A 17,973-nucleotide genomic window follows, 5' to 3' on the forward strand; every position below is an offset into this window, starting at 1 on the left:
ACCCATGTTCAATCCGTTTCCTTCGACCCGATTGCCTTGCGGCAATCGGGTTCTTGTTTTTGACACGCCCAAAGTCATGGGCATCCTCAATGTCACGCCCGACTCCTTCTCCGACGGCGGTCGCTATACGGCGGTCGAAAGCGCGTTGCGCCATGCCGTGGAGATGGTAGCGGCCGGTGCGGCCATCATCGATGTGGGTGGAGAGTCCACTCGGCCAGGGGCGCCGGTGGTGTCTGAGGCGGAAGAACTCGATCGCGTCGTACCGGTGATCGAGGCGCTCGCCCGGGAGCTGGATGTCGTCCTCTCCCTTGATACCTCCACCCCGGCCGTCATGCGTGAGGGTGCCAGGGCGGGAGCCGGTCTGATCAATGACGTCCGCGCCCTGCGTCGGCCTGGCGCCCTCGAAGCTGCCGCCGCGACCGATCTGGCGGTCTGCCTGATGCACATGCGGGGCGAGCCCGGCACCATGCAGCAGGCGCCCGTCTATGCCGACGTCGCAGGCGAGGTGGGCGCCTTTCTCGCTGAGCAGGTTGCCCGGTGCGAGGCGGCCGGTATCGCCCGCGGGCGGCTGGTGCTGGATCCGGGCTATGGCTTTGCCAAGACCCTGGAACACAACCTCGAGCTGTTCAGGCGGCAAGCCGAGTTGCTCGCCTTTGGGCTACCCTTGCTGGTGGGCGTTTCCCGCAAGAGCATGATCGGCGCGGTTACCGGGCGACCCGTAGAAGGGCGCCTGGCGGGCGGTCTGGCCCTGGCGGCGCTGGCGCTGGCCAAGGGGGCGCAGATCCTCAGGGTCCATGATGTGGCGGAAACGGTGGACGTGGTGAAGATGATCACCGCGGTCGAAGGCTTCAGGCAGGAACAGAACTGATGGCAAGAAAGTATTTTGGAACCGATGGTATTCGCGGCAAGGTCGGGACGTATCCCATCACCCCCGAGTTCATGCTCAAGCTGGGCTGGGCAGCGGGCATCGCCTTTCGCAGTCGCGGTGGTTGTCGGGTGCTGGTGGGCAAGGACACGCGCAACTCCGGCTACATGTTCGAATCGGCGCTGGAAGCCGGTCTTTCCGCCGCGGGTGCCGACGTCATGCTGCTGGGGCCCATGCCAACGCCCGGTATCGCCTATCTGACGCGGACCTTTCAGGCCAGCGCTGGCATCGTCATCAGTGCTTCGCACAATCCCTACTACGACAATGGCATCAAGTTCTTTTCCGGCGCCGGCACCAAGCTGCCCGATGAACTGGAAACCATGATCGAGGAGCTGCTCGACACGCCCATGACCGTGGTCGATTCGGCGCGTATCGGCAAGGTCTCGCGCATCAACGATGCCGCTGGCCGTTATATCGAGTTCTGCAAGAGCAGCGTGCCGACCGGGACCAGTTTCGCCGGCATGAAGATCGTGCTGGACTGCGCCAATGGCGCCACCTACAAGATCGCACCCAGCGTCTTCCGCGAGCTCGGAGCGGACGTCAGCGTGCTCGGGGTGCAGCCGGACGGTCTCAATATCAACAAGGACTGCGGTTCCACCCACCTGGAGGGGCTGCAGCAGGCGGTGCTCGATCAGCACGCCGACATCGGCATCGCCTTCGATGGCGACGGTGATCGGGTGCTGATGGTGGATCACACCGGGGCGGCAGTGGACGGCGATGAGCTGCTCTATCTGATCGCTCGCGATCTCAAGCGTCGTGGACGCCTCGAGGGTGGGGTGGTCGGTACCCTGATGAGCAATCTCGGTCTCGAGCTGGGGTTGGCCGAGCTGGATATTCCCTTTGTACGGGCCAAGGTAGGCGATCGCTATGTGATGGCTGAACTGCTGGAGCGCAACTGGGTGTTGGGCGGCGAGAACTCCGGGCATGTGGTCTGCTGCCAGTACACCACCACCGGCGACGCCACCATCGCCGCGCTGCAGGTACTCATCGCCCTGCGCAATGCCGGCCAGACCCTGGCCCAGGCGCGCATGGCGCTGCGCAAATGCCCTCAGGTGCTGATCAATGTGCGTTTCGGCGGTGGCCAGGATCCTCTGGAGAATCCGCGGGTCAAGCAGGCCAGTGCCGAGGTGACCGAGAAGATGGCCGGCAAGGGGCGGGTGCTGCTACGAAAATCCGGTACCGAGCCGCTGCTGCGCGTCATGGTCGAAGGCGAGAACGAGCGTGAGGTGCGCGCCCATGCCGAAGCCCTGGCTCAGCTGATAACCGAGGTATGTGCTTGATTTGCTTGCATGCCGGTTTTCGATTGAGTAACATCTGCGCCCACTTCGCTCCCTGAGGCAAAACGCATGCGTCGTTCCCTGGTTGCCGGTAACTGGAAAATGCATGGCTCGCTGCAAGGCGTGTCGGCGCTGGTCGCAGGCTTGAAAGGGTTGGATGGCGTAGCGGGTGTCGATGTCGTGGTGATTCCGACATTGGTGCATCTGCCGGGGGTGGCGAAAGAGCTGGCGGAAACGTCGCTGCAGGTGGGGGCTCAGACCTGTGCTCCCGTCGCGGGCGAGAAAGCCCTGACTGGCGAGGTCTCCTCGACGCAGTTGGCGGAGTTCGGTTGCCGTTACGTACTGGTGGGGCATTCCGAAAGGCGTGCTCTGCTGGGCGAAGATGACGAGGTGGTGGCGAAGAAATTCGCGGCCATCCAGGAGGGCGGGATGATTCCCGTGCTCTGCGTCGGCGAAACCCGCGAAGAGCGGGAGGCCGAGCGTACTCTGGATGTGGTGGGTGGCCAGCTTAAGGCGGTCATCGATGCAATCGGGGTCGCGGCTTTCGCCAATGCCGTGGTGGCCTACGAGCCCGTTTGGGCGATAGGTACCGGGCTCACGGCAACCCCGGAGCAGGCGCAAGAGATTCATGCGGCGATTCGCGCCCTGGTGCGCGAGGCCGATGCTGAGGTCGCTGAAGGCCTTCAGCTGTTGTATGGCGGCAGTGTCAAGGCCGCCAATGCTGCCGAATTGTTCGGCATGCCGGATATCGATGGGGGGCTGGTAGGTGGAGCCTCCCTGAATGCTGAAGAGTTCAGTGCGATTTGCCGCGCTGCAGGACGTGGATAATGTTGGAAACTGCAGTTGTCGTGATCCACTTGCTGATGGCGCTTGGCCTGATCGCGCTGGTATTGATGCAGCAGGGCAAGGGTGCCGAAGCCGGTGCATCCTTTGGTGCGGGTGCCTCGGGTACCGTTTTCGGTAGTCAAGGTTCTGCTACCTTTCTGAGTCGCTTTACTGCTATACTAGCCGCGGTTTTTTTCGCGACTAGCCTGGGTCTGGGGTATTACGCCAAAGACCGTGCGCTGGGTCTGCGTGAAGTGGGTCTGCCCACTCAGCCAGTCCAGCAGGCTCCTCAGCCGAAGCAGGATGGTAACGATGTTCCTCTGAGTCAGCCGCGCGCTGCCCAGGGTGGTACTTCCGGGGACGTACCCCAGGAGTCAAAGTAGGTTTAAAAGGTTTCATGCCGAAGTGGTGGAATTGGTAGACACGCTATCTTGAGGGGGTAGTGGCCACAGGCTGTATGGGTTCGAGTCCCATCTTCGGCACCAAATAGCAAAGACGTCCTGCAGGACGCGGCGAGAGAGAGTAGGTTGACTCCTAGAGTTCAGTTGAATATAATCTCGCTCCAGCTTTGACGCGGGGTGGAGCAGTCTGGTAGCTCGTCGGGCTCATAACCCGAAGGTCGTTGGTTCAAATCCAGCCCCCGCAACCAGTTATTTAAAGCCCCTTTTTAGGGGCTTTTTGTTGGCTGGACAGTTCGGGTCGCGCTTTCTTGCGCAGACCTCTTAGGGATGGGCGTAATGCCCATTTTTTATTCTCAAAAAACGCGAGGCAACCAGGTGTCGAGCAAGCTAGAACAGTTGCAGGCCTTGCTGGCCCCCGTCGTCGAGGCGCTTGGCTATGTCTGCTGGGGTGTCGAGTACATCTCCCAAGGGCGGCATTCGCTACTGCGTGTCTACATCGATCATCCCAACGGCATTCTCGTCGAAGATTGCGAGGCTGTCAGTCGCCAGGTAAGTGGCGTACTCGATGTGGAAGATCCGATCACCAATGAATACACCCTCGAGGTGTCTTCCCCCGGTATGGATAGACCGCTGTTCACCCTGGAGCAATTCGCTGCCCACGTCGGTGAACAGGTCAAGGTCAAACTTCGGTCGCCCTTCGAAGGGCGGCGTAATTTCCAGGGTTTGCTGCGCGGTGTGGAAGACCAGGACGTCGTGGTGCAGGTGGACGAGCATGAGTATCTGCTGCCCATCGAGATGATCGACAAGGCCAACGTCGTTCCCCGTTTCGAGTGATTTGAGCGCGAGACCGCGGATCCCAAGGATTGCGAATACGAGGCGTAAGATGAGCAAAGAAGTTCTGCTGGTAGTGGAATCTGTTTCGAACGAGAAGGGTGTTCCACCCGGCGTCATCTTCGAGGCACTGGAGTTGGCTCTCGCCACGGCTACCAAGAAACGCTACGAAGAAGATGTGGATCTGCGGGTGTCGATCAACAGACACAACGGCAGCTACGAAACCTTCCGCCGCTGGACCGTGGTGGAAGACGAAGACTATCAGCTGCCCGATTCGCATCTGACGGTGGAAGACGCCCAGGAAGAGCATCCCGGCGTGAAGGCCGGTGAAGTGATCGAAGAGAAGATCGAGTCCATCGAATTCGGTCGGATCGCCGCCCAGACCGCCAAGCAGGTGATCGTGCAGAAGGTGCGCGAGGCCGAGCGGGCTCAGGTGGTGGACGCCTATCGCGAGAAGGTCGGCGAGATCATCTCCGGTACCGTCAAGAAGGTCACCCGTGACAGCGTGATCGTCGACCTCGGCAACAATGCCGAGGCGCTGCTGCCGCGTGAGCACATCATTCCGCGCGAGACCTTCCGCATGGGCGTGCGTCTGCGTGCCCTGCTCAAGGAGATCCGCACGGAAAACCGCGGTCCGCAGCTGATGCTGTCGCGGACCGATCCGCAGATGCTGATCGAGCTGTTCCGCATCGAGGTGCCGGAGATTTCCGAGCAGCTGATCGATGTCATGGCGGCCGCCCGGGATCCGGGTTCGCGGGCCAAGATCGCCGTCCGTTCCAAGGACAAGCGCATCGATCCCCAGGGTGCCTGCATCGGCATGCGCGGTTCGCGCGTCCAGGCGGTATCCGGTGAACTGGGTGGCGAGCGGGTCGACATCGTCCTCTGGGATGACAATCCGGCGCAGTTCGTCATCAACGCCATGGCCCCGGCCGAAGTCGCTTCGATCATCGTCGACGAAGACAGCCGCACCATGGATATCGCTGTCGCCGAGGACAACCTGGCCCAGGCCATCGGTCGTGGCGGTCAGAACGTGCGCCTGGCCAGTCAGCTGACCGGCTGGACGCTCAACGTGATGACCGAGGCGGACATCAACGCCAAGCAGCAGGCGGAGACCGGCGACATCATCCAGCGCTTCATCGACGAGCTGGATGTCGACGAGGAGCTGGCGCAGGTACTGGTGGAAGAAGGTTTCACCTCCCTCGAGGAAGTGGCCTACGTGCCCATGGAAGAGATGCTCAACATCGATGGCTTCGACGAAGACATCGTCAACGAGCTGCGTACCCGGGCCAAGGATCGCCTGCTGACCCGGGCCATCGCGACCGAAGAACAGAAGAGCCCCAGCGAAGATCTGCTGACCCTCGACGGCATGGATCCCCAGCTCGCCAGCGCGCTGGCCCAGCGTGGCGTGGTCAATCGCGAAGAGCTCGCCGAGCAGTCGATCGACGACCTGCTCGACATCAACGGCATGACCGAAGAGCGTGCCGGCAAGCTGATCATGGCTGCCCGTGCCCATTGGTTCGAGTAAGCGGCGCAGTCTGAGGAGAGAAGTGCATGACGCAAGTCACGGTGAAAGAACTGGCCCAAACGGTCAATACGCCGGTGGAACGTCTGCTACAGCAGATGCGCGAGGCAGGTCTGACGCACAGCAGTGCTGAGCAGTTGGTGAGCGATGCGGAAAAGCAGGCCCTGCTGACGCACCTGAAGGGGACGGCGCAGCTCGACGAGCCAAGCAAGATCACCTTGCAGCGCAAGACCCAAACCACGCTGAAAGTGGCCGGCAGCAAGACAGTCAGCGTCGAAGTGCGCAAGAAGAAGACCTTCGTCAAGCGCAGCACCGCTGAACTCGAGGCCGAACAGCGCCGCGAGCAGGAAGCCCAGCGCGCAGCCGAAGAGGCCGCTGTCCAGGCACGTGCCGAGGAAGAAGCCCAGCGCGCTGCCGAGGCGGCTGCCCAGCAGCAGGCCGAAGCCGCGGCTCAGGCCGCGCAGCAGGCGGTCCCCGCCGAGGCTGCAGCCCCTGCCGCGCCGGAAGCCCCGGCCGTGGTGGCCGAGCAGCAACCCGCTGCCGCGCCTGCCGCCGAGGTCAAGAAGGCGGATCCGGCGGGTGAGCGCAAGCGCGAAGAACCGCGTCGTCCCGTGCATCCTGCCCCAAGCAGCAAGCGCGAAGAAGACGAGCGTCGCGAGCGCAAGAATGCCCAGCATCGCCCGTCGATCAAGGACAAGGTCGCAGCTCCCCGTACCGTGCGCAGTGGCGACGACGAGGAAGAGGGCTTTGGCCGGCGTGGCGGTCGCGGTGGCAAGTCGCGACTCAAGAAGCGAAACCAACACGGGTTCCAGAGCCCGACAGGACCTGTAGTGCGCGAAGTCAATCTAGGCGAGACCATCACCGTCTCTGAGCTTGCTCAGCAGATGTCGGTGAAGGCCGCCGAAGTCATCAAGTTCATGTTCAAGATGGGGTCTCCCGCCACCATCAACCAGGTGCTCGACCGCGAGACGGCGCAGCTGGTGGCCGAAGAGCTGGGCCACAAGGTCAAGCTGGTCAACGAGAACGCCCTGGAAGACCAGCTGGCCGAGTCCCTCAAGTTCGAGGGTGGCAAGGCCCTGCACCGCGCGCCGGTGGTGACCGTCATGGGTCACGTCGACCACGGCAAGACCTCGCTGCTGGACTACATCCGTCGCGCCAAGGTCGCGTCGGGCGAAGCCGGTGGCATCACCCAGCACATCGGTGCCTACCACGTGGAAACCGAGCGTGGCATGGTGACCTTCCTGGATACCCCTGGTCACGCCGCGTTCACCGCGATGCGTGCCCGTGGTGCCAAGGCCACCGACATCGTCATCCTGGTCGTCGCGGCCGATGACGGCGTCATGCCGCAGACCGAGGAAGCCATCCAGCACGCCAAGGCGGCGGGTGTCCCCATCGTCGTGGCGGTCAACAAGATCGACAAGCCCGATGCCGATCCGGATCGCGTCAAGCACGATCTGGCCGGTCGTCAGGTCATCCCGGAAGAGTGGGGCGGCGACACCCAGTTCGTGCACGTCTCGGCCAAGGCCGGTACCGGTGTGGACGAGCTGCTCGAAGCCATCCTGCTGCAGGCCGAAGTCCTGGAGCTGACCGCTACGCCGGAAGCACCCGGTCGCGGTGTGGTCATCGAATCGCGCCTGGACAAGGGTCGTGGTCCGGTCGCTACCGTGCTGGTACAGAACGGTACCCTGCGTCAGGGCGACATGGCGCTGGTCGGCGTCAACTTCGGCCGCATCCGTGCCATGCTCGACGAGAACGGCAAGCCGATCAAGGAAGCCGGTCCGTCCATCCCGGTCGAGATTCTCGGCCTGGACGGCACCCCGGATGCCGGTGACGAACTCACCGTGCTGACCGACGAGAAGAAGGCCCGCGAAGTGGCACTGTTCCGTCAGGGCAAGTTCCGCGAGATCAAGCTGGCCCGCGCTCACGCCGGCAAGCTCGAGAACATCTTCGAGAACATGGGCCAGGACGAGAAGAAGACCCTCAACATCGTGCTCAAGTCCGATGTACGGGGCTCCCTCGAGGCGCTGCAAGGTTCGCTGTCCGGTCTGGGCAACGACGAAGTCCAGGTGCGTGTGGTCGGTGGTGGCGTCGGTGGTATCACCGAGAGCGATGCCAACCTGGCGCTGGCTTCCAATGCCGTGCTGTTCGGCTTCAACGTCCGGGCCGATGCCGGGGCGCGGAAGATCGTCGAGCAGGAAGGCCTCGACATGCGCTACTACAACGTCATCTACGACATCATCGAAGATGTGAAGAAGGCGCTGACCGGCATGCTGGGCAGTGACGTCCGGGAGAACATCCTGGGTATCGCCGAGGTGCGTGACGTCTTCCGTTCGCCCAAGTTCGGCGCCGTCGCCGGCTGCATGGTCACCGAGGGCATGGTGCACCGCAACCGTCCGATCCGCGTCCTGCGCGAAGACGTGGTCATCTTCGAAGGCGAGCTGGAATCCCTGCGTCGCTTCAAGGATGACGTGGCCGAAGTGCGTGCCGGCATGGAATGCGGTATCGGCGTGAAGAGCTACAACGACGTCCGCGTCGGCGACAAGATCGAAGTGTTCGAGAAGGTTCAGGTCGCCCGTTCGCTGTAACGACGACTCTGCACCAGGACGGCAGGTCGCGGACCTGGCAGAACCCTGCCAGGTCCGGACTTGCCGTTCGCGTTTCCAAGGTTCATGGCTGGCAGGCCCGACGTCTGCGGCCTTTTGTACGAGAGTTTCGACATGGCCAAAGAATTCAGCCGTACCCAGCGCATCGGTGACCAGATACAGCGCGAACTGGCGCTGTTGATCCATCGCGAAATCAAGGATCCACGGCTGGGCATGGTGACCATCACCGGCGTGGACGTAGCCCGGGATCTGTCCCATGCCAAGGTGCATATCACCGTGCTGGGCAAGGACGATGACGCCGAGGCGATCAAGCAGAACATCGCCATCCTCAAGGATGCCTCCGGCTTCCTGCGGCAGCAGTTGGGTCGGGCGATGAAGCTGCGGACCGTTCCGCAACTGGGTTTCCAGTATGACGAGAGCATCCGTCGCGGCGCCCAGCTGTCGGCGCTGATCGAGCGGGCGGTCGCCGAAGATCGTCGGCAGGAAGGGGAGGAGTAGGGTGGCCCAGGTCAAGCGTATTCGCCGGCAGGTGCATGGCGTGCTGGTGCTGGACAAGCCGCGCGGCTTTTCCTCCAACGCCGCCCTGCAAAAGGTCCGCTGGCTGCTCAATGCCGAGAAGGCCGGGCACACCGGTAGCCTGGATCCCCTGGCCACCGGCGTACTGCCGCTATGCTTTGGCGAGGCGACCAAGTTTTCCCAGTACCTGCTGGATGCCGACAAGGGCTACAGCACCGTGGCGCAACTTGGCGTCACCACCACCACCGGCGATGCCGAGGGTGAAGTGCTGGAGCGACGGGCGGTCGCGGTCGACGAAGCGGCCATCCAGGCGGCGCTACCGGCCTTCCGCGGCCAGATAGAGCAGATTCCGCCAATGTATTCGGCGCTGAAGCGCGACGGTCAGCCGCTCTACAAGCTGGCGCGTGCGGGCGAAGTAGTGGAGCGCGAGCCGCGTTCTGTTACTATTGCCCGTCTGGAACTGCTGGCGTTGCAGGAAGATCGCGCGACGCTGGAAGTGGCCTGCAGCAAGGGTACCTATGTGCGCACCCTGGTCGAAGACCTCGGTGCCCTGCTCGGTTGCGGTGCCCATGTGGCCGAGTTGCGCCGTACCCAGGCCGGTCCCTTCGGTCTGGCGCAGGCCATCAGCCTGGAAGAGCTGGAGGCGGTGCACGCCGAAGGCGGTTCCGAAGCGCTGGATCGCTTCCTGCTGCCGGTCGACAGTGGCCTGGAGCACTGGCCGCTGGTGCAGTTGACTCAACACAGCGCCTATTACTGGTTGCACGGTCAGCCCGTCCGGGCGGCCAACGCACCGAAATTCGGCTTGATGCGGGTGCAGGACGACCAGGGTCGTTTCATCGGCATCGGCGAGATTGATGACGAGGGGCAGGTTGCTCCCCGTAGACTGATTCGGTCCTAGACCGATACCGAGGGTGGCTGTCAGCAGGCACGGTCACACCTCTTTCCTAAAGCACGGGACCTGTCCCGGCCTGTTCCTCAGAGGAGCCCTATCATGGCACTGAGCGTTGAAGACAAAGCCCAGATTGTAAACGAGTTCAAGCGCGCCGAAGGCGACACCGGTTCGCCGGAAGTGCAGGTTGCCCTGCTGTCCGCCAACATCGACAAGCTGCAAGGTCACTTCAAGATCAACGGCAAGGATCACCACAGCCGTCGTGGTCTGATCCGCATGGTCAACCAGCGTCGTAAGCTGCTGGACTACCTGAAGTCCAAAGACACCTCTCGTTACAGCGCACTGATCGCTCGCCTGGGCCTGCGTCGTTAATACGATGCAGACCTGCTGCAAGCAGTCTGAAGCTGGAGGTCGGCTCGCGCCGGCCTCCGGCTTTTTTGCTTGAAAGGCCGGCAGAATCGGCCTGCGTCACCCCGGAGATCAGCGAGGGTCCGAATCCCTCTGGTCGCCCCTGTTTCCCCCAAGGCAATAAAGAGAAGGAAAGACTGTGAATCCAGTAATCAAGCAATTCAAGTTCGGTGAGCAGAACTTCACCCTGGAAACCGGCCGCATCGCGCGCCAGGCGACCGGTGCCGTGCTGGTCTCCACCGATGACGTCAGCGTGCTGGTCACCGTGGTCGGCGCCAAGCAGCCCGCCGTCGGCAAGGACTTCTTCCCGCTGTCCGTGCACTACCAGGAGAAGACCTACGCCGCTGGCCGCATCCCCGGTGGTTACTTCAAGCGCGAAGGCCGTCCTTCCGAGAAGGAAACCCTGACCTCGCGCCTGATCGATCGCCCGATCCGTCCGCTGTTCCCCGAAGGCTTCCTCAACGAAGTCCAGGTGGTCTGCACCGTGGTCAGCACCAACAAGAAGTCCGATCCGGACATCGCCGCCATGATCGGCACCTCCGCCGCCCTGGCCATTTCCGGCATCCCCTTCGCCGGTCCGATCGCCGCTGCCCGCGTGGGCTACCACACCGAACTGGGCTACCTGCTGAACCCCAGCTACGAGCAGCTGCAGAGCTCCAGCCTGGACATGGTCGTGGCCGGTACCCGTGACGCCGTGCTGATGGTGGAATCCGAAGCCGACGAGCTGACCGAAGACCAGATGCTGGGCGGCGTGCTGTTCGCCCACGAAGAATTCCAGGTGGCCATCGAGGCCATCAGCCAGTTCGCTGCCGAAGCCGGCAAGCCGACCTGGAACTGGCAGGCGCCTGCCGAGAACACCGCCCTGATCGAAGCCGTCAAGGCCGAAGTCGGCGAAGCCGTGTCCCGTGCTTACACCATCACCATCAAGCAGGATCGCTATGCGGCCCTGGGTGCCCTGCGTGACCAGGCCATCGCCAAGCTGGCCGGTGAGAACGGTCAGTACAGCGAAGCCGAGGTCAAGGAGACCTTCGGTCTGCTGGAATACCGCACCGTGCGCCAGAACATCGTCGACGGCAAGCCGCGTATCGACGGTCGCGACACCCGCACCGTTCGCCCGCTGCAGATCGAAGTCGGCCCGCTGAAGAAGACCCACGGTTCGGCACTGTTCACCCGTGGCGAAACCCAGGCCCTGGTCACCGCGACCCTGGGTACCGCCCGTGACTCGCAGCTGCTGGACACCCTGGAAGGCGAGCGTCGTGACAGCTTCATGCTGCACTACAACTTCCCGCCCTTCTCGGTCGGCGAGTGCGGCCGCATGGGCAGCCCGGGCCGTCGTGAGATCGGTCATGGTCGTCTGGCCCGTCGTGGCATCCAGGCCATGCTGCCGACCCAGGACGCCTTCCCCTACAGCATCCGCGTGGTCTCCGAGATCACCGAGTCCAACGGCTCCAGCTCCATGGCTTCGGTCTGCGGTGCCTCTCTGGCGCTGATGGACGCCGGTGTGCCGGTCAAGGCGCCGGTTGCCGGTATCGCCATGGGTCTGGTCAAGGAAGGCGAGAAGTTCGCCGTCCTGACCGACATCCTGGGTGACGAAGATCACCTGGGCGACATGGACTTCAAGGTGGCCGGTACTGCCAAAGGCGTTACCGCCCTGCAGATGGACATCAAGATCAACGGCATCACCGAAGAGATCATGGAGATCGCCCTGGAGCAGGCGCTGGAAGCGCGTCTGAACATCCTGGGTCAGATGAACCAGGTGATCTCCGAGTCGCGTGCCGAGCTGTCCGAAAACGCCCCGACCATGCTGGCGATGAAGATCGACCAGGACAAGATTCGCGACGTGATCGGCAAGGGTGGCGCCACCATCCGTGGTATCTGCGAAGAGACCAAGGCCTCGATCGACATCGAGGACGACGGCACCATCAAGATCTACGGCGAGACCCGCGAAGCGGCTGAAGCGGCCAAGCAGCGCGTCCTGGGCATCACTGCCGAGGCCGAGATTGGCAAGATCTACGTCGGCAAGGTGGAGCGCATCGTCGACTTCGGCGCCTTCGTCAACATCCTGCCGGGCAAGGACGGCCTGGTGCACATCTCGCAGCTGAGCGATCAGCGTATCGAGAAGGTCACCGATGTCCTCAAGGAAGGTCAGGAAGTGAAGGTGCTGGTGCTGGACGTGGACAACCGCGGCCGCATCAAGCTGTCGATCAAAGACGTGGCGGCGGCGGAAGCCTCCGGCGTCTGAGACGACCCCTGCTAGAAAAGACCCGGCCTCGGCCGGGTTTTTTTATGGCTGATGCCTAGCGCCCGTAGGTGGGCTTCGCGATGCTCAGCCGCAACCTACGGGCGCTAGGCCTTTTCGCGGATCCATTCGATGAAGCTGCGCACCTTGGGCACCTCGGCCATTTGTTCCGGATAGGCCAGCCAGTAGGCATGGGGGCTGGCCAGGCGATGGGGCCAGGCCAGCACCAGGCGATCGGAGGCCAGTTCTTCGGCGACCAGGAATTCCGGGAGCAGCGCCACCCCGCAGCCTTCCTGGGCAGCGCGGGCGCAGAGGGTGAAGGTGTCGAAGCGCGGGCCGTGATGGCTATGCACCTCGTCGCGCCCGAGGCTGGCGTACCAGTCGTGCCAGGATTCCGGGCGGGTGGTGTTCTGCAGCAGGACGAAGTCCACCAGCTGCTCCGGCCCGGTGATGCCCTTGGGGGGGAGCAGGTCGGGCGCGCAGACCGCGACCATGTGCTCGTGCAGCAGCAATTCGCACTCGGCCCCCGGCCAGCTGCCGTGGCCATAGAACAGCGCCACGTCATGCCGGGGATCGCGAAAGTCCACCGGTTCCAGCGCGCTGGAGACATCCAGGTGGATGTTGGGAAAGCGCAGGCGCCACCCTTTTAGCCGCGGTACCAGCCAGCGCTCGCCAAAGGTCGGCGGGGTGGCCACGCGCAGCACCTCGGTCTCGCCGCCATAGGACCTCAGGTAGCGCGCCGACATCTCCAGCTGGTTGAGGATCTTGTCCACCTCGGCCAGGTAGAGGGCACCCGCGGGCGTGAGCTGCAGGCGGCGGCGGACCCGGCGAAACAGGCTGTGCTGCAGCAGGTCCTCGAGCTGGGCGACCTGTTTGCTGACGGCGCTTTGGGTCAGCGCCAGCTCGTCGGCCGCGCGGGTAAAGCTCAGATGACGCGCGACCGCCTCGAAGCACTGCATGGCGGTGATGGACGGCAGATGGCGGCGTTGCATGAGCGGACTCGCGGCATGAAAAAAGGGAATGATATGCCGAGCAAAGGTCGGTTGTCCGGCGCCGCTGGGCTGACCATACTCAGGGACGATTCCCTTTCTGCGGAGACCTCAGCATGAGCAAGGCCCTGTTGGAACGCCTCGGCGTTCCTGCCCAGCACTACACCCAAGGCGAGCACCGGGTGCATTCCCCCATCGATGGCAGCCAACTGGGCAGCGTCGCCCTGGAAAGCGCCGCCGAAGTGGAGCAGAAGATCTCCCGTGCCGAGCGAGCCTTCCAGGCCTGGCGCGCGGTACCGGCGCCGCGCCGGGGCGAACTGGTGCGGCTGCTGGGTGAAGAACTGCGCACGCACAAGGCCGATCTCGGCGAACTGGTGTCCTGGGAAGCCGGCAAGATCACCCAGGAAGGCCTGGGCGAAGTCCAGGAGATGATCGACATCTGCGACTTCGCCGTTGGGCTGTCGCGCCAGCTCTATGGTCTGACCATCGCCTCCGAGCGTCCCGGTCACCACATGCGCGAATCCTGGCAGCCGCTGGGCGTGGTGGGCATCATCAGTGCCTTCAACTTCCCGGTGGCGGTCTGGTCGTGGAATGCCGCCCTGGCCCTGGTCTGCGGCAATCCGGTGATCTGGAAGCCTTCGGAAAAGACCCCGCTGACCGCCCTGGCCTGCCAGGCGCTGTTCGAAAAGGCCCTGGCGCGCTTTGGTGATGCCCCGGCCGATCTGAGCCAGGTCATCGTCGGCGATCGCGCCGCCGGTGAAGCCCTGGTGGACGATCCGCGGGTGGCACTGGTGAGCGCCACGGGTAGCACCCGCATGGGTCGCGAGGTAGGACCGCGGGTTGCGGCGCGCTTCGGTCGCAGCATTCTCGAACTGGGCGGCAACAATGCCATGATCCTCGCGCCGAGCGCCGATCTGGACATGGCGGTACGCGCCATCCTGTTCAGCGCCGTCGGCACCGCCGGCCAGCGCTGCACCACCCTGCGCCGGTTGATCGCCCACCGTTCGGTGAAGGACGAGATCGTCGCCCGGTTGAAGACCGCCTATGCCAAAGTCCGCATCGGCCATCCGCTGGAAGGCAATCTGATCGGTCCGCTGATCGATGCGGCCAGTTTCCAGGCCATGCAGGGCGCGCTGGAGCAGGCGCGCGGCGAGGGCGGCGTGGTCTACGGCGGCGAGCGGCAGCTGGCCGACAGGTATCCCGAGGCCTACTACGTGGCGCCGGCCATCGTCGAGATGCCCGAGCAGAGCGAGGCGGTGCGCCACGAGACCTTCGCCCCCATCCTCTATGTGCTGGCCTATGACGATTTTGACGAGGCGGTGGCGCTGAACAACGCCGTGCCCCAGGGCTTGTCGTCCTGCATCTTCACCACCGATGTGCGCGAGGCCGAGGCCTTCATGTCGGCGACCGGCAGCGACTGCGGCATCGCCAACGTCAACATCGGACCGAGCGGTGCCGAGATCGGCGGTGCCTTTGGGGGCGAGAAGGAAACCGGTGGCGGTCGCGAATCCGGCTCCGATGCCTGGAAGGCCTACATGCGCCGCCAGACCAACACCGTCAACTATTCCCGCGAACTGCCGCTGGCCCAGGGCATCGTCTTCGACTGAGTGGGTCCGCCAGGAGCGCAGAGAATGCAGTTGCGTGAAGAGTGCCTGTGGGAGCGGCTGTATCCGGCGGTGCCGGGTGCGCCGTTGCAGGGCGAGCGTGACACCGAGGTCTGCGTTATCGGCGGTGGCTATACCGGCCTGTCCACCGGCCTGCACCTGGCGCAGGCCGGGCGGCGGGTGGTGGTGCTGGAAGCCCATGGCGTCGGCCATGGCGGCTCCGGACGCAATGTCGGGCTGGTCAATGCCGGCATGTGGATTCCGCCGGACGAAGCCGTGGCGACCCTGGGCCCGGAGGTCGGAGAGCGCCTGCTGGGCGTGATGGGCGATGCGCCGAGTCAGGTGTTCGGTCTCATCGAGCGCTATGGCATCGATTGCCAGCCGCGCCGCGCCGGCACCCTGCACATGGCGCACAGCGCCAAGGGCCTGGCCGATCTGGGGCAGCGTGCCGAGCAGTGGCAGCGACGCGGTGCCCGGGTCGAACTGCTGGAAGGAGAGGCCTGTTACAGCGCCTGCGGCACGCGCGACATCAGTGGCGCGCTGCTCGATCATCGCGCCGGCACCCTGGTGCCCATGGGGTATGCCCTGGGCCTGGCCAGGGCGCTGCGTCAGGAAGGCGGCGAGTTGTTCGAGCAGAGTTCGGTGCAACGCCTGCAGCGGGTCGGTGAGCGCTGGCAGGTGGAAACCCCGCAGGGGCGAGTTACCGCCGACCAGGTGGTGATCGCCTCCAACGCCTACACCGAAGGCGAGTGGACCACCCTGCGCACGCAATTCTTCCCGGGCTACTACTACCAGGTGGCTTCGCGGCCGCTCGGTCCGGAAGCGGATTTCATCCTGCCCCAAGGCCGTGGTTCCTGGGATACCCGGACGGTGCTCAGCAGCATTCGCCGCGATGCCGATGGCCGTCTGCTGCTGGGCAGTCTCGGCAACATGGCGGGGCGGCCGGCCGGCTTCATCCGCGCCTGGGCCGATCGCATCCAGCGGCACTATTTCCCTGCGCTCGGACAGGTCGAGTGGGAGTGCAGCTGGACGGGCCGTATCGGCTTCACGCCCGATCATTTGATGCGACTGTTCGAGCCGGCGCCGGGCTTGCTGGCGGTGTCCGGCTACAACGGTCGCGGGGTGACCACCGGCACGGTGGTGGGGCAGGCCTTTGCCCGCTATCTGTGCAGTGGCGATCGCCACGACCTGCCGCTGCCCCTGGCGTCGCTGGATGCCAATCCGGTCGGCCAGTGGCGCAGCCTGATGTACGAAGCCGGCTTCACCCTCTATCACGCCGGGCAGTGCCTGCGCGTAGTGCTCTAGCGACCCCGCCATACCCGCTGTCACCGGCCCTCGGGCCGGGCGATAACGCGCCGAAGCGGCCGATTTGCGCATCCCGCCCCGTGCAAGTCGGCCGCTTTTTCATGGCTGTCTGCAACTGCCAGCAGGCCGCGAGAACGACGGCTCCCGCGGGGGCCTGGGGCCGCAGGGTCATGGTTACTTTGGTGGCACAGTGTGGGGACGGTGTTACGTTTTGGTGCGAAACAGGTGCAACCGGGTTGCTATCTGGTAACAAACCGCTGTGTTTTGCCTGTTTCGCTGCTACCGCTTCGGCGAATTATCCAGACTAATGAGCCAGTTAAGACAAAGGTCTAAAGGCGGGTCGAGTCCACTGGCAGCGGCCCTCGCTGCTGGCAAACCGAGGTTTCGGCTCATCGCGGTGGCGGCAAATGGCCTTTGCGCCCGGTACACAACTGGGTGATGGCACAGGCTTTGCTCCGGCGAACAGGCCAACCACCCTCTGGAGCACACCTCCCATGTCGAAGATTTACAGAAAAGGCATTCTGGCTCTCGCTATCGGTTCTGCGTTCACTCTCTCCACCCTGGCGCATGCCGACATCGTGATCGGTGTCGCCGGTCCCTTCACCGGGGCCAGTGCCGCCTACGGCGAGCAGTTCTGGAAGGGGGCTACCCAGGCCGCGACGGACATCAACGCCGCCGGTGGCATCAATGGCGAGAAGATCAAGCTGGTGCAGGGTGACGACGCCTGCGAGCCCAAGCAGGCCGTGGCCGTGGCCAACCGCCTGGTGGACTCGGAGAAGGTCAAGGCCGTGATCGGCCACTTCTGCTCCTCCAACACCATGCCCGCCTCGGAGATCTACGACGAAGCCGGCATCATCTCCATCACCCCGGCGTCCACCAACCCCAAGATCACCGAGCGTGGCCTCACCGGCGTGTTCCGCATGTGCGGACGTGACGACCAGCAGGGCATTGTGGCCGGCGACTACATCGTCGATACCCTTAAGGCCAAGAAGGTCGCCATCATCCACGACAAGGACACCTACGGTCAGGGCCTGGCCGACGCCACCAAGGCGCAGCTCAACAAGCGCGGCGTGAAAGAGGTGCTCTACGAGGGTCTGACCCGCGGCGAGAAGGACTTCAACTCCCTGGTCACCAAGATCCGTGCCTCCGGCGCCGACGTGGTCTACTTCGGCGGCCTGCACCCCGAAGCCGGTCCGCTGGTGCGGCAGATGCGCGAGCAGGGCGTGACTGCCAAGTTCGTCTCCGGCGACGGCATCGTCTCCGCCGACCTGGTCACCACCGCCGGTGGCGCCCAGTACACCAAGGGCGTGCTGATGACCTTCGGCGCCGATCCGCTGCAGAATCCCGCCGGCAAGACCGTGGTGGAAACCCTGCGCAAGTCCGGCTACGAGCCCGAGGGCTACACCCTCTACTCCTACGCCTCGCTGCAGGCCGTGGCCGCTGCTTTCAACGGCATCAAGGGCACCGACGGCGCCAAGGCCGCCGAGTGGCTGAAGTCCCACAGCGTCAACACCGTACTGGGTGAGAAGAGCTGGGACAGCAAGGGCGACCTCAAGGTCTCCGACTACGTGATGTACGAATGGGACGACAAGGGCAAGTACCACCAGCTGCCCTGATCCTCGCGTGAATCCGCCAGCCG

15 protein-coding genes and 2 tRNA genes are annotated in these 17,973 nt (G+C 64.0%); 16 read left to right on the forward strand and 1 reads right to left on the reverse strand.

Annotated features, from left to right (window positions below; all coding sequences use genetic code 11):
* The first annotated feature begins 4 nt into the window (after nt 1–4).
* The 13 genes from folP (at nt 5) to pnp (ending at nt 12,439) form a co-directional block, all read left to right on the forward strand.
* Entirely contained in the window at nt 5–868 is an 864-nt protein-coding gene (gene folP / locus FHR73_RS21830) for a dihydropteroate synthase (RefSeq protein ID WP_183634054.1), read from the forward strand.
* A complete protein-coding gene (gene glmM / locus FHR73_RS21835) occupies nt 868–2,205 on the forward strand; it encodes a phosphoglucosamine mutase (protein WP_183634025.1) in 1,338 nt (445 codons plus the stop codon). The genes folP and glmM overlap by 1 nt, the downstream gene beginning before the upstream one ends.
* Nucleotides 2,206–2,271: 66 nt before the next feature.
* Nucleotides 2,272–3,030, forward strand: coding sequence for a triose-phosphate isomerase (tpiA, locus tag FHR73_RS21840; protein ID WP_183634026.1), 759 nt, complete (start codon nt 2,272–2,274; stop codon nt 3,028–3,030).
* Nucleotides 3,030–3,410, forward strand: a complete 381-nt coding sequence (gene secG, locus FHR73_RS21845) for a preprotein translocase subunit SecG (protein WP_183634027.1) — start codon at nt 3,030–3,032, stop codon at nt 3,408–3,410. Before tpiA ends, secG begins: the two co-directional genes overlap by 1 nt.
* Before the next feature lie 16 nt (nt 3,411–3,426).
* Nucleotides 3,427–3,512: transfer RNA gene (locus tag FHR73_RS21850), tRNA-Leu, on the forward strand.
* Between the two features lie 87 nt (nt 3,513–3,599).
* A tRNA-Met gene (locus FHR73_RS21855) sits at nt 3,600–3,676 on the forward strand.
* A gap of 127 nt (nt 3,677–3,803) precedes the next feature.
* Nucleotides 3,804–4,262: a ribosome maturation factor RimP gene (rimP, locus tag FHR73_RS21860; protein ID WP_133863045.1), complete on the forward strand. Its 459-nt coding sequence runs from the start codon at nt 3,804–3,806 to the stop codon at nt 4,260–4,262.
* A gap of 49 nt (nt 4,263–4,311) precedes the next feature.
* On the forward strand, nt 4,312–5,784 hold the full coding sequence (nusA, locus tag FHR73_RS21865) for a transcription termination factor NusA (RefSeq protein ID WP_007162649.1): 1,473 nt from the start codon (nt 4,312–4,314) through the stop codon (nt 5,782–5,784).
* 26 nt (nt 5,785–5,810) lie between these two features.
* The gene (infB, locus tag FHR73_RS21870; RefSeq protein WP_183634028.1) at nt 5,811–8,366 is read left to right on the forward strand and encodes a translation initiation factor IF-2; all 2,556 of its coding nucleotides are present in this window, start codon (nt 5,811–5,813) and stop codon (nt 8,364–8,366) included.
* Between the two features lie 132 nt (nt 8,367–8,498).
* Nucleotides 8,499–8,882 carry a 30S ribosome-binding factor RbfA gene (gene rbfA, locus FHR73_RS21875; protein ID WP_183634029.1) on the forward strand — a complete coding sequence of 128 codons (384 nt, stop codon included), beginning with the start codon at nt 8,499–8,501 and terminating at the stop codon, nt 8,880–8,882.
* A gap of 1 nt (nt 8,883) precedes the next feature.
* A complete protein-coding gene (gene truB, locus FHR73_RS21880) occupies nt 8,884–9,798 on the forward strand; it encodes a tRNA pseudouridine(55) synthase TruB (RefSeq protein WP_183634030.1) in 915 nt (304 codons plus the stop codon).
* Between the two features lie 93 nt (nt 9,799–9,891).
* Nucleotides 9,892–10,161 (forward strand): 30S ribosomal protein S15, encoded by a 270-nt coding sequence (gene rpsO / locus FHR73_RS21885; protein WP_133863049.1) that lies wholly within the window; start codon nt 9,892–9,894, stop codon nt 10,159–10,161.
* 175 nt (nt 10,162–10,336) lie between these two features.
* Nucleotides 10,337–12,439 carry a polyribonucleotide nucleotidyltransferase gene (gene pnp, locus FHR73_RS21890; RefSeq protein ID WP_183634031.1) on the forward strand — a complete coding sequence of 701 codons (2,103 nt, stop codon included), beginning with the start codon at nt 10,337–10,339 and terminating at the stop codon, nt 12,437–12,439.
* Nucleotides 12,440–12,543: 104 nt separating this feature from the next.
* On the opposite strand, the gene FHR73_RS21895 is transcribed toward pnp, so the two are convergent.
* Nucleotides 12,544–13,428, reverse strand: a complete 885-nt coding sequence (locus FHR73_RS21895) for a LysR substrate-binding domain-containing protein (protein WP_183634032.1) — start codon at nt 13,426–13,428, stop codon at nt 12,544–12,546.
* 113 nt (nt 13,429–13,541) lie between these two features.
* On the opposite strand from FHR73_RS21895, the gene FHR73_RS21900 reads away from it, so the two are divergent.
* The 3 genes from FHR73_RS21900 to FHR73_RS21910 all read left to right on the forward strand — a co-directional run bounded on the left by FHR73_RS21900 (nt 13,542) and on the right by FHR73_RS21910 (nt 17,950).
* A complete protein-coding gene (locus tag FHR73_RS21900; protein ID WP_183634033.1) occupies nt 13,542–15,032 on the forward strand; it encodes an aldehyde dehydrogenase family protein in 1,491 nt (496 codons plus the stop codon).
* Nucleotides 15,033–15,056: 24 nt separating this feature from the next.
* A complete protein-coding gene (locus FHR73_RS21905; protein ID WP_183634034.1) occupies nt 15,057–16,334 on the forward strand; it encodes an FAD-binding oxidoreductase in 1,278 nt (425 codons plus the stop codon).
* A 494-nt stretch (nt 16,335–16,828) separates the two neighbouring features.
* On the forward strand, nt 16,829–17,950 hold the full coding sequence (locus FHR73_RS21910; protein ID WP_158893767.1) for a branched-chain amino acid ABC transporter substrate-binding protein: 1,122 nt from the start codon (nt 16,829–16,831) through the stop codon (nt 17,948–17,950).
* Nucleotides 17,951–17,973 lie beyond the last annotated feature (23 nt).

Origin of the sequence: Pseudomonas sp. AS2.8 (assembly GCF_014190935.1) — a bacterium.
In the GTDB taxonomy this organism is placed as follows: Bacteria; Pseudomonadota; Gammaproteobacteria; order Pseudomonadales; family Pseudomonadaceae; genus Chryseomonas.